The sequence below is a fragment of the Variovorax sp. N23 genome, assembly GCF_025486315.1.
Classification (GTDB): Bacteria; Pseudomonadota; Gammaproteobacteria; order Burkholderiales; family Burkholderiaceae_C; genus Variovorax.
Map to the genome: position 1 here is coordinate 407335 of NZ_JAOOPY010000001.1, position 11154 is coordinate 418488.

Genomic DNA, 11154 nt, shown 5'->3' on the forward strand with positions numbered 1-11154 from the left:
TTCGGGTCAGTGCGAATGGCGGTGGCGTCGGGCCAGGTAGGCCGTGCCGCGCGAGGCCGTGAAACAGAGGGCGAGGTAGACCAGTGCGACGAAGATGTACATCTCGGGCAACCGGCCGTCGCGTTGGCCGATCTTGGACGCGGCCCCCAGGAAGTCGGTGAGCGACAGCACGTAGACCAGGGACGTGTCCTGGAACAGCATGATGATCCGCGTCAGCAGCGCCGGCGTCATGTTGCGGAAGGCCTGCGGCAGCACGATGCTGCGCATGAGCTGGCCGTGCGGCATGCCCAGCGCCATGCCCGCGGCCACCTGGCCCTTGGGCACCGACTGGATGCCGGCGCGCACGATCTCGCAGAAGTAGGCCGCCTCGAACAGCGTGAAGGTGATGACCGCGGACTTGAAGGCGCCCACCTGCACCGGGCTCGACGTGCCCAGCACCCAGGCGCCCATGTACGGCATCAGGAAGTAGAACCAGAAGATCACCAGCAGCAGCGGCACCGAGCGCATCACGTTCACGTACACGGCGGCCGGCCAGGCGATCAGCTTGATCGGCGAGAGCCGCGCCATCGCCAGCAGCGTGCCGAGGGCCAGGCCCATGATGGCCGCCAGCGCGGTCAGCGTGAGCGTGAAGACGAGCCCGGTCTTCAGCAGATAGGGCAGCGCCGGGAGGATCGCGCCCAGCTCGAAATGCGGCGCGGCCATCAGACGGCGTCCTTCGGCGCAGCGCCGATCAGGCCGGGCACGGCGACGCGGCGCTCCAGCATCCGCATGCCTTGGCTCACCGCGCCGTTGATCAGCAGGTAGCCGACGGTGGCGGCGCAGAAGGCCTCGAAGATGTGGAAGCTGAAATCCGCCATCGAGCGCGCCTGCCCGGTGAGTTCGAGCAGGCCGATGGTGAGCGCCACCGACGAGTACTTGATGGTGCCCATCAGCTCCGAAGTCATCGGCGGCAGGATGATGCGGAAGGCCTCGGGCAGGATGATGTGGCGGTACGCTTGGTACTCGGTCAGACCCATGGCGCGCGCCGCCAGCATCTGACCGCGCGGCAGCGACTCGATGCCGGCGCGCAGCGTCTCGGCCAGGCGCGCGGCACCGTAGCAGCCCATCGCCAGCACGGCGAGGCAGAAGGCGCCCCACGGATGGGGCAACTGCTTGAGCGCAGTGCTCATGGAACCGGGCAGGAATTCCGGCAGCACGAAGTACCAGAGGAAGAGCTGCACCAGCAGCGGAATGTTGCGGAACACCTCGACGTACACGGTGGCAACGAACTTCAGCGGCTTGTGGCTCACGCAGCGCAGCGTGCCGATCAGGCTGCCCAGCAGCAGCGCGATGGTCCAGGCGCAGGCCGCGAGCGTGAGCGTCCAGCCGACGCCGACGAACAGCATTTGCAGGTAGGAGCGCGTGCCGTCGAGCGAAGGGTCGAGGAAGACGCCCCAGCGCCAGTCGTAGTTCATCGGATCTTCTTTTCAGCCGGCGTGCGGGCGCCGCGCAGCACGTGCCTGACTTACTGGTAGACCGCCGGGTCGCCCGAATCGGTCGGGCTGGCGAGCACGCGCTTGAGGATGTCGCTCATCGGGTAGGCAAGGTTGATCTGCTTCGGTGGAATCGGCGAGAGGAAGTACTTCTGGTAGAGCGCCGCGACCTTGCCGCTCTTGATCATGCCGACGACCGCTTCGTCGACCACCTTCTTGAAGGCCGGGTCGTCCTTCGGCTGCACGATGCCGTAGGGCGCGGGCTCCAGGCCCTTCTTGCTGATGACGTAGTCGCCGCTGGTGCGCGCCGATGCGACCGAGGCGTAGGCCAGGCCGCTGTCTTGTGCGGAGCCCGCGGCACGGCCGCTCTCGACCATCAGGAAGGTCTCGGCCGTGTCCTTGGTCGGGATCACGGTGATGTTGTAGCCGTTCTTCGCGCTCAGCTGCGACACCAGCCGGAAGGTCTGGCCGCCGGCCTGCGCCGCGATCGCCTTGCCGCGGAACGAGGCCAGGTCGTCGACGTTGACGCCACCGTCCTTGCGTGCCGTCAGCACGACCTCGGCCACGAAGGTGGTCGGCGCGAAGGCCACCAGCTTGTGGCGCTCGAGGTTGTTGGTGGTGTTGCCGCACTCGAGGTCGATGGTGCCGTTGGCCAGCAACGGGATGCGCGTGGCCGAGCTGGTCGGGTTGTAGCGCACGTCCAGCTTGGCCAGGCCGAGCGACTTCTGCACGTGGGCGGCGATGCCCTGGCAGATCTCGACGCTGTAGCCGATGGGCGCCTGCTTGTCGTCGAGGTAGGCGAAGGGCACCGACGACTCCGGGTGACCCAGCACGATCGCGCCGGCCTGCTTGATCTTGTCCAGCCGGCCTTCGGCGGCAGCGACGTGGGGCAGAAGGGCGCTGAAGACCAGCGCGGCAGCGAGATAGACGGCAGACGTTCGCATCGGGTCGATCCTTCGTATGGCAATGGGCGGGTGCGAAGTCAGTATCCCGGCGCGTTATGCTTTTGACCAATTCCACTTGGATATCTATCCATTCAGATTTGGTATGGCTACCACCCGCATGTCGCTGCGGCACATCGAGGCCTTCCGGGCGGTGATGGTGTCGGGCTCGATGACCGAGGCCGCGCGGCGCATGCACACCTCGCAGCCGCAGGTGAGCCGGTTGATCGGCCAGCTCGAGAAGATCGCGCAGTTCGCGCTGTTCAGCCGCAAGGGCAGCCGCCTCACCGCGACGCTCGATGGCACCCGCTTCTACAAGGAAGTGGAGAAGACCTTCGTCGGCCTGGCCGGCCTCGAGTCGGCGGCGGCGGGCATTCGCGCCTTCAGTGCCGGGCGGCTCACGGTGGCGGCCATGCCGCGGCTGGCGGGCGGGTTGCTGGCGCGGGTCGTGGCGCAGTTCAAGACGCGGCACCCCGACGTGATGGTGTCCATCCAGTCGGGCAACGCCGGTGCCATCCACGACTGGGTCAGCTCGGGGCTGTGCGATCTCGGCCTGGCGCTGCTATCGGAAGACAGCCCCGGCGTGCAGGTCGAGCCCGTGCTCGCGATGAACTGCGTCGCCGTGCTGCCGCGCGGCCACCGGCTGGCGCGGCTCAAGGCACTGGGCGCGGCGCATTTCGGCGGCGAGCCCTTCATCTCGTTCTCGGGCGGCACCGCGCTGCGCAACCGCATCGACCTGCTGTTCGCCGACGCCGAGGTGCAGCGCGCACTGGTCGCCGAAGCCAGCCTCGGCGCATCCATCTGCGCAATGGTCGGCGCGGGGCTGGGCCTCAGCATCGTCAACCCGCTGGCGGCCAGCGAGGAGACCGGCCTCGGCGGCATCGAGGTGCGGCCCTTCCTGCATCCGCTGCCGGTCACGGCCGCGCTGCTCTATCCGCAGTACCACAGCCGCACGCGGCTGGTGGAGCTGTTCGCGCGCTATGCGCGACAGCTCATCCTGAAGGAGATGGGGCACCTGGGCACGCCGGTGTCGGCGATGCCGGGTGCGGTGGGTGCGGGGCGGGCGGTGTAGGCGTCGAGGTCGGCCGCTGCGAGGAGCCGCCAGGCACGCGCCCGCAGCACCACGGCAACTGCGACGGCGCCTGCTTGCGCGATCCGGGCGGGAGCAAGCCATGGGGCCTCGGACGGTGTGCGGACCGGTGCGCGTTAGTCGGTGGAGTGCCGTGGCAGCAAGCGGCGCAGCGACTGCAGCAGATCGTCCACGTAGGTGAAGACCACGGGCACGACCAGCAGGCTCAGGACCGTCGAGGTGAGCAGGCCGCCGATGACCACGATCGCCATGGGTTGCCGGAAGCTGGGCTCCGCGCCCAGGCCGAGGGCATTGGGCAGCATCCCGGCGGCCATGGCGATGGTCGTCATGACGATGGGACGCGCCCGCTTGTGGCAAGCATCGATCACCGCCTCGAGCCGTGCCAATCCGCGATCCCGCCGCGCGACGATGGCGTACTCGACCAGCAGGATCGAGTTCTTGGTCACGATGCCCATGAGCATCAGCACGCCGATGACCACCGGCATCGAGAACGACTGGTTCGTGAGCCAGAGCGCGCCGAACGCGCCTCCGAAGGCCAGCGGCAACGCGCAGAGAATGGTGGCCGGCTGCATGAAGTCATGGAACAGCAGCACGAGCACGGCATAGATGCAGAACACCCCGATCGCCATCGCCGTGCCGAAGCTCGTGAAGAGCTCCGACATGCGCTGCAGCTCGCCTTGCTCGACGATGCGCACGCCCGCAGGCAGCGACTTGAGCGACGACAGGGCCATGGCTTCCTTCTGCACTTCGCCGAGCGCACGGCCATTGAGTTCCACGCTCAGGGTCACGTTGCGGGATCGGTCCAGGCGGTCGATCTGCGACGGGCCGCTGCCCATGGCCACATCCGCCACCGAACCGAGGCTGACCGAGCCGTTGGCGCCCTTGACGCGCAACTGGGCGATCGCCTCCATGTCCTGGCGCACGGAGGCATCCATCCGAACGCGAATCGCGATCTGGCGTTCGGGCAGATTGAGCTTGGGCAGCGCGGTCGAGTAATCGCCGTAGGTCGCGAGCCGGACGGCGTCTGCGAGCGCCTCGGACGTGACGCCCAGGGCGGCGGCGCGCGCATAGTCCGGGCGCACCTGGACCTCCGGGCGCTGCAGTGCCGCGCTCGACGTCACCGTGCCGACATGGTTCAGCGACCGCAGCTGCTGCTCGGCCTGGTTCGCCGCCTGGTTCAGTGTGTCGGCATCGTCGCCGGCCAGCGTGATCTCCAGCGTCGAACCGGTGCTGCTGCCGGCAACGGTCACACGGACGCCCGGAATGGTCTTCAACTGGTCGCGGATTTCGGCCTCGACCTGGGACTGCTTGAGCTTGCGGTCGCCGCGGTCCACCAGGTCCACCGTGAGCGTGGAACTGGTGACATCCGTCGTCGAGCTCGAACTCATGCCGCTGCCGGTGCTGCCGGTGCTGGCGGTGCCGGCGGCAATGAAGACGGATCGCACCTCGGGGATCTTGCTCAGCAACTGCTGGGCCTGCTGGCTGACGGCGGTGGTCTGCGCCAGCGTGGCGTCGGGCCCGAGCTTGAGCGTTACCGTGGCCTGGGCCTTGTCCTGCGCCGGCATGAAGGCGGTCGGGATCGTCAGAGCCAGCGCCACCGACAGCACCAGGAAGACCAGCGCGGCCAGGACGGTGGCTTTGCGGTTCTGAAGCACACCGCGCGCCCAGCCCAGGTAGCGCGTCATCACCGGCCCGTCGGTCGATGCGTTGTGCAGATGCGCGGCCTTGGGCTTGAGCAGGTAGGCGGCCATCATCGGCGTGAGCAGCCGCGCCACCAGCAAGGACGCGAGCACGGCGATCGACGCGGTCACGCCGAACTGGCGGAAGAACCTGCCCGGAATGCCGCCCATGAAAGCCGTAGGCAGGAAGACCGCCACCAGCGTGAAGGTCGTGGCGATCACCGCCAGGCCGATCTCGTCGGCCGCCTCCATTGCCGCCTGGTAGGGCGTCTTGCCCATCAGCAGATGGCGCTCGATGTTCTCGATCTCCACGATCGCGTCGTCCACCAGCACGCCGATGACCAACGACAGCGAGAGCAGCGTGATGGTGTTGAGCGAATAGCCCGCCAGCGCCATGAAGGCGAAGGCGGGTGCGATGGACAGCGGCAGCGCGGCCGCGGCGATGAGCGTGGCGCGCATGTCGCGCAGGAACCATCCGACCACGAGCACCGCGAGCACCGCGCCTTCGAGCAGCAGCTCCATGGAGCCTTCGTAGTTCTCCTGGATCGGCGTGACGGTGTTGCTGGCCTCGACGATGTGGACCTCGGGATGCGCCGCAGAGAACTTCTTCAGTGACGCGCGGATGTCGTTCGCGACGCCGACATCCGAGAAGCCCTGCGAGCGCTTGATCTGGAACCCGATCACCTTCTTGCCATCGCGGAACGCCATGGTCGTGCGCTCGGCGCTCGTGTCGGTGATGCGCGCGATCTGGTCGAGCCGCACATAGCGGCCGTCGCCCAGCGACAGCGTGATCGCCGCGACCTCGGCGGCCGAGCCGACGGTGGCCAGCGTACGGCTGGACTGCTTCTGGCCGCCCACGTAGGTCTCGCCGCCTGATGCTTCCTTCTGCGTGGCCTTGAGTTGCGTCGACACGTCCGAAGGCGTGACGCCGAGGCCGGCCATCAGCACCGCATCGAGATCGATGTGGACCTCGCGGTCGATGCCCCCCACGCGCGACACCGAGCCGACGCCCTTGACGGTCAGCAGGTTCTTCGTGACCTGGTTGTCGACGAACCACGACAGGTCCTTCTCGTCCATCGCGGTCGAGTCGACGGTGTAGGTGAGCAGCGCGGTGCTGGCCGTGGTCAGCTTGGAGACCGTCGGCGACGCCATGCTGGCCGGCAGGTCGGCCTTGGCACTGTCGACCGCGTTGCGGACCTCGTTGAGCGCGACTTCCGAGTCCTTGTCGATCTCGAAGCTGACGCTGATGCTCACCAGGCCGTCGGTGATGGTCGTGGTGATGTGGTCCAGCCGGCTCAGCGAGGCGAGCTTGTCCTCGATCTTGCGCGCGACCTCGGTCTCGAGCTGCGCAGGCGCAGCGCCTTCGAGCGTCGCCGAGACCTGGATGGTCGGCAGATCGGTGTCGGGGAAGTCCTGGATCTGCAACGTCCGGAACCCGATGATCCCCAGGACCGTGAGCAGGATGAAGGTCAGGACGGCGGGAACCGGGTTGCGGATCGACCAGGATGAAATGTTCATCGTTTCGTCTCCGCTTGCTTGACCGTCACCAGCACGCCTTCGGACAGGAAGGCCCCGCCGCTGGCCACGACCCGCGCATCGCTGGCCAGTGTCGACAGCAGCTCGACCCGGTCGTCCTGGCGACGGCCCGTCGTGACGGTCTGCGCGGAGACCTTGTTGTGCGCGTCCACGAGGTAGACATAGGCGCGTCCGTCGCGCATCACGATGGCCGTCTGGGGCAGCGTGATCGCGGGCGTGGTGTCCAGGCGGATCAGGCCGCTGGCGAACATGCCCGCGCGCGCTGTGCTGTCGCCGGTGAGGCTGACGTACACCGTGGCACGCCCGGTGCTCGTCGACAAGGTCGGCGCCGGAATGCGCACGGTGCCGTTCACGCGTTCGCCGTTCGGCAATGTCAGTTCCGCCTTCTGGCCGGTCTTCACCGAAGCGAGTTCGCGTGCATCGAATTCGGGCCGCCATTCGAGCCGGCCCCGCCGCACGAGGCGAAAGAGTTCGGTGCCTGCGCTCACCACGTTGCCGGCGATGCCGCTCTTCGACGACACCACGCCGTCGTCGGGGGCCAGGACGCGGGTCTGCACGAGCTTGAGCTTCACGCTGTCGAGGTCGGCCTGCGACGATTGAAGGGTCGCACGCGCCGTCGCTTCGGAGATGCGGTATTCCTCGATCTGCTGGTCGGACAGCGAACCGGTCGCGCCGACCGCATTCGCCCGTCGCACATAGGCGTTGGCCTGCTCGAGGCTGCTGCGCGATTGCGCGACCACCGCTTCCTGCTTGCGCAGGTCGACCTTCAGGCTGTCGTCCGCCAGGCGCGCGAGCACCTGGCCGCGCCGGACCACGTCGCCGACGTCCACCAGCAGTTCCGCGACACGCAGGCCGCCGGTTTCGGGGCTGACGATGAGCTCCTGCCATGCCGTGACCGGCCCGCTCCCCTGCAGCGTCTGCGACCAGTCGCGACGGTCGGGTGCGACGAGCTCCACCGTCATCGCGCTGGCCGGCGCGCCGGCTACCGGATCCTTCGCGGGCGGACGCAGGAAGAATGCCGCGGCGGCAACCACCAGCAGAAGGATCACGGCGATGACGGGGCCGCGGCGGAACTTGGGTTTCGAGAGGATGCTCATGGCTTCTTTGTCTTTTCATCGGCCAGCGTCTGGGGTGCGGTGACCGGCGTGCCGGGCTGCCATCCGCCGCCGACGGCCTTGTAGAGCGCGATCCAGTACTGGACACGGTTCTGCTGCAGGGTGATTTCGGTGATCTCGGCCGACAGCGCGGAGCGCCGGGCCTCCTCCAGCGTGAGCAGGCTGGTGCGGCCCGCGCGCCAGTTGCTCTCGCTGGACAGGAAATAGTTGCGGTACTCGCGCGCCGCCGTTTCCGCCTGTTCCGCACGGCGGCCGGCGCCATCGAGGTTCAGCAGGGCTTCTTCCACGTCGCGGACGACCGTGCGCACACCCTGCCGGTAGCTGGCCACCGCCGACGTGTAGCTCGCCCGCGCGGCGTCGACCGCCGCGCGCCGCTGCCCGCCGTCGAACAGCGGGATCGACAGCGACGGCCCGAAGGACCAGAGCGTGGCCGGCGAGGCCAGGCTGCTCGCCGACACGCTGACCGATCCGCTGAGCGAGAGGCTCGGGTAGAGGTCCGCCTGGGCCGCGCCGATCTCGGCGCCGGTGGCGGCCACCTCGCGCTCGAGCGAGGCCAGGTCGGGGCGCTGGCGCAGCACCTGCGCTGGCACCGCCTGCACCTCCAATGCCGCCGGCCGCGGCAGGCGGTTCTCGCCATCGTCGATCAGCTGCCGCAGCGCGGGCTCGTCGGCGCCGGTGAGGTAGACCAGCGACTTGACGAGCAGGCCGCACTGCGTGGTCTGCTGCTGCAGGCTCGACTGCGCGCTGGCCAGGCTCGCACGCGCCAGCGCGCCGTCCGATGGTGCGGTGTAGCCGGCCCGCACGGCGTTCGTCGTGGCCTGCTCGGTGGCGGCGGTCGAAGTCGCCTCGCGCTGGTAGGCGTCCGCCAGCAGGATGCAGGCGCGGTATTGCACATAGGTGTCGGCGACCTCCGCCGCCAGCGACACGCGCGCATCGTGCCAGTCGGCGGTGCGCGCCTCGACACGCGCCTCGGAGGCCTGCGCGTTGCGGCGGACCTTGCCGAACAGGTCGGTTTCCCAGGAGGCATCGAAGCCGGCGCTGCGCGACGTGCCGGTCGTCGTGGAGAAGCCCGACTGCAGCTGGTTGCTGCGCGACGCCGACGCACTGCCGCTCAGGCTGGGCAATGCGCCTGCGCGCGTGCTGCGCAGGGTGGCACGCGCCTTCTCGATGCTGGCCCAGGCCTGTGTGAGCGTGGGGCTGTCCCGCTCGGCCATCTCGACCAGGCGACCGACCCGGCCGTCGTCGAACTGCTGCCACCACTGCTGCAGCTCGCCAGCGCGTCCGCCGTGGGGCAGTTCGGCCTGCCAGGACGACGGTGCCTGTGGCTGCGGCGAGTCTTCGAGGCGGCCCGTGGCGCACGCGGTCAGGCTCCATACCACGCAGACGGCCAGGGGCATGACAAGCAAGGAGCGGGGGGGTGCGTTCATCAGATCTTCTTCCTCCGGTAAGGGTAGGAGCGTCTGCTGTTGGCTGCGGTCAGCCAGCGTTAAGCTGGGTAAATGTCGGTACGCCACCGGCGGTCGGCAGCCGGTTCGGCGCCATACTCGCTGCGATGCACAGGGTTCTGCTTGTCGACGACGACGTCGACCTCACATCGATGCTGTCGCTCTACATCTCCCGCGAGGGCTTCGAGGTGCAGGTCGCGAACGACGGCGAGACGGGCGTGAGCGAGGCACTGCGCGGCGGCTACGCACTCGTCGTGCTGGACATCATGATGCCGCGCGTGTCCGGCATCGAGGCCTTGCGCCGGATCCGCACCACGAGCAATGTGCCGGTGCTCATGCTCACGGCGCGCGGCGACAACGTCGACAAGATCGTCGGCCTCAACATGGGTGCGGACGACTACGTGCCCAAACCCTGCACGCCGGGCGAACTGGTGGCGCGCATCCAGGCGATCCTGCGGCGCACCGAGAGCCGCAGTCAGCCGGAGGGCGCGGGCGCCGTGCAGACGCTCAAGGCCGGCGCTCTCATGCTGTATCCGGGCACGCGCCAGGCTGTCTGGCACGGCGCGCCGCTGGAGCTCACGGGCACCGAATTCAACCTGCTGGAGGTTCTCGTGCGTCATGCGGGGCAGCTGATCAGCAAGCAGGACATCTCCCAGGCCGCCTTTGGCCGGCCACTCACGCGCTTCGATCGCCGCATCGACGTGCACATCAGCAGCATTCGCCAGAAGATGGGCATGCGCGATGACGGCCGCTCGTGGATCCAGAGTGTGCGCGGCCTCGGCTACCAATTGCTCAAGGACTGACCGGCGATGGTCCGGCCCACGCGCCTCTTTCGCAAGCTGCTGCTCGTGCTGTCGAGCTGCATGATTTCGAGCATCGGCTTCACGGCACTCTACCTGTCGCTCATCGGCGTCAGTCCACCGCCCGGCGACCCGGTGCCCAAGGTGATCGGGCTCCCTGTCGTTCCGCTGATGATCGCCGTGCTGGCCAGCCTGATCTTCGGTGGCTTCCTGGCCTGGTATCTCTCCCGGCCGCTCGAGCACCTGCGCTGGGGGCTGCAGCGCATGGCCGAAGGCCAGCTGGGCACGCGGGTCGAGCCGCTGATGAAGGGGCGCCGCGACGAGATCGCCGATCTGGCGCACGACATCGACGGCATGGCCGCGCAGCTGCAGGCGATGATCGCCGCACGCGACCGCCTGCTGCACGACATCTCGCACGAGCTGCGTTCGCCGCTCTCGCGCATCCAGGCGGCGATCGGGCTGCTCAAGCAGGGTTCGTCTCAAGTGGGTGACATGGTCGAGCGCGTCGAGCGCGAGACCCAGCGGCTGGACGCGCTGATCGGCGAAATGCTCACCCTGCATCGACTGGCGGCAGCGGCGCCGGTCTCGCGCAGTGCGGTCGATCTGGTCGAGCTTCTGCACGACATCGCTGCCGACGCCGATTTCGAGGGACGCGCGATGAACCGGTCGGTGCGCATCGAGACGCCGGAGCGCTTTGTTGCCCGGGTCGATGGCGAGCTGATCTATCGCGCTTTCGAGAATGTGATTCGCAATGCCGTGAAGCACACGGCCGAGGGGAGCGCGGTGGACGTGCATGCGCGCTTGCGCGCCGAGGGCCAGCAGCTCGAAGTGGTGATCGGCGATCACGGACCGGGCGTGCCGCCGGACATGCTCGAGGCGATCTTCGAGCCATTCGTGCGGATCGACCAGCAGGAACTCGGGCGTGGCGTCGGACTGGGCCTGGCGATCGCGCGGAGCGCCGTGCTCGCCCATGGCGGCGCGATCGAGGCATCGCTCGCCGACCATGGTGGTCTGCTGATCAGGATCGAACTGCCTCGTTGACCGCCCGGACCGGGGTGCCCCTCACGCCCTCACCA

At 68.4% G+C, this 11154-nt stretch carries 9 protein-coding genes; 3 read left to right on the forward strand and 6 right to left on the reverse strand.

The features are described 5' to 3' along the window. Positions 1–6: 6 nt before the first annotated feature. Genes N8A90_RS01970 through N8A90_RS01980 form a run of 3 tightly spaced genes read right to left on the reverse strand, consistent with a single transcriptional unit; the run spans position 7 to position 2416 of the window. Positions 7–702 carry an amino acid ABC transporter permease gene (locus tag N8A90_RS01970; protein WP_262072957.1) on the reverse strand — a complete coding sequence of 232 codons (696 nt, stop codon included), beginning with the start codon at positions 700–702 and terminating at the stop codon, positions 7–9. Further along, positions 702–1454 carry an amino acid ABC transporter permease gene (locus N8A90_RS01975; protein ID WP_262072958.1) on the reverse strand — a complete coding sequence of 251 codons (753 nt, stop codon included), beginning with the start codon at positions 1452–1454 and terminating at the stop codon, positions 702–704. The genes N8A90_RS01970 and N8A90_RS01975 overlap by 1 nt, the downstream gene beginning before the upstream one ends. Before the next feature lie 50 nt (positions 1455–1504). After that, complete coding sequence (locus N8A90_RS01980) at positions 1505–2416, reverse strand: amino acid ABC transporter substrate-binding protein (protein WP_262072959.1); 912 nt, start codon at positions 2414–2416, stop codon at positions 1505–1507. Positions 2417–2519: 103 nt separating this feature from the next. Here N8A90_RS01980 and N8A90_RS01985 point away from each other — a divergent pair, with 103 nt between their 5' ends. Beyond that, positions 2520–3485 (forward strand): LysR substrate-binding domain-containing protein, encoded by a 966-nt coding sequence (locus tag N8A90_RS01985; protein WP_262072960.1) that lies wholly within the window; start codon positions 2520–2522, stop codon positions 3483–3485. 134 nt (positions 3486–3619) lie between these two features. On the opposite strand, the gene N8A90_RS01990 is transcribed toward N8A90_RS01985, so the two are convergent. From N8A90_RS01990 to N8A90_RS02000, 3 genes are read right to left on the reverse strand one after another with little or no spacing between them, the layout of a single operon-like run. Beyond that, positions 3620–6700, reverse strand: coding sequence for an efflux RND transporter permease subunit (locus N8A90_RS01990; RefSeq protein WP_262072961.1), 3081 nt, complete (start codon positions 6698–6700; stop codon positions 3620–3622). Beyond that, positions 6697–7815 carry an efflux RND transporter periplasmic adaptor subunit gene (locus tag N8A90_RS01995; protein ID WP_262072962.1) on the reverse strand — a complete coding sequence of 373 codons (1119 nt, stop codon included), beginning with the start codon at positions 7813–7815 and terminating at the stop codon, positions 6697–6699. The genes N8A90_RS01990 and N8A90_RS01995 overlap by 4 nt, the downstream gene beginning before the upstream one ends. After that, a complete protein-coding gene (locus N8A90_RS02000; RefSeq protein WP_262072963.1) occupies positions 7812–9260 on the reverse strand; it encodes an efflux transporter outer membrane subunit in 1449 nt (482 codons plus the stop codon). The genes N8A90_RS01995 and N8A90_RS02000 overlap by 4 nt, the downstream gene beginning before the upstream one ends. Positions 9261–9385: 125 nt before the next feature. Between N8A90_RS02000 and N8A90_RS02005 the strand changes: the two genes are divergently transcribed. Both N8A90_RS02005 and N8A90_RS02010 read left to right on the forward strand, forming a co-directional pair. Beyond that, positions 9386–10081, forward strand: a complete 696-nt coding sequence (locus N8A90_RS02005; RefSeq protein ID WP_262072964.1) for a response regulator transcription factor — start codon at positions 9386–9388, stop codon at positions 10079–10081. A 168-nt stretch (positions 10082–10249) separates the two neighbouring features. Continuing rightward, on the forward strand, positions 10250–11119 hold the full coding sequence (locus tag N8A90_RS02010) for an ATP-binding protein (RefSeq protein ID WP_262072965.1): 870 nt from the start codon (positions 10250–10252) through the stop codon (positions 11117–11119). Positions 11120–11154 lie beyond the last annotated feature (35 nt).

What these genes read in the sequence shown, in the direction of transcription:
- N8A90_RS01970 (WP_262072957.1), bottom strand. Translation starts at nt 702, where the DNA reads ATGGCCGCGCCGCATTTCGAGCTGGGCGCGATCCTCCCGGCGCTGCCC.
- N8A90_RS01975 (WP_262072958.1), bottom strand. Translation starts at nt 1,454, where the DNA reads ATGAACTACGACTGGCGCTGGGGCGTCTTCCTCGACCCTTCGCTCGAC.
- N8A90_RS01980 (WP_262072959.1), bottom strand. Translation starts at nt 2,416, where the DNA reads ATGCGAACGTCTGCCGTCTATCTCGCTGCCGCGCTGGTCTTCAGCGCC.
- N8A90_RS01985 (WP_262072960.1), top strand. Translation starts at nt 2,520, where the DNA reads ATGGCTACCACCCGCATGTCGCTGCGGCACATCGAGGCCTTCCGGGCG.
- N8A90_RS01990 (WP_262072961.1), bottom strand. Translation starts at nt 6,700, where the DNA reads ATGAACATTTCATCCTGGTCGATCCGCAACCCGGTTCCCGCCGTCCTG.
- N8A90_RS01995 (WP_262072962.1), bottom strand. Translation starts at nt 7,815, where the DNA reads ATGAGCATCCTCTCGAAACCCAAGTTCCGCCGCGGCCCCGTCATCGCC.
- N8A90_RS02000 (WP_262072963.1), bottom strand. Translation starts at nt 9,260, where the DNA reads ATGAACGCACCCCCCCGCTCCTTGCTTGTCATGCCCCTGGCCGTCTGC.
- N8A90_RS02005 (WP_262072964.1), top strand. Translation starts at nt 9,386, where the DNA reads ATGCACAGGGTTCTGCTTGTCGACGACGACGTCGACCTCACATCGATG.
- N8A90_RS02010 (WP_262072965.1), top strand. Translation starts at nt 10,250, where the DNA reads ATGATCGCCGTGCTGGCCAGCCTGATCTTCGGTGGCTTCCTGGCCTGG.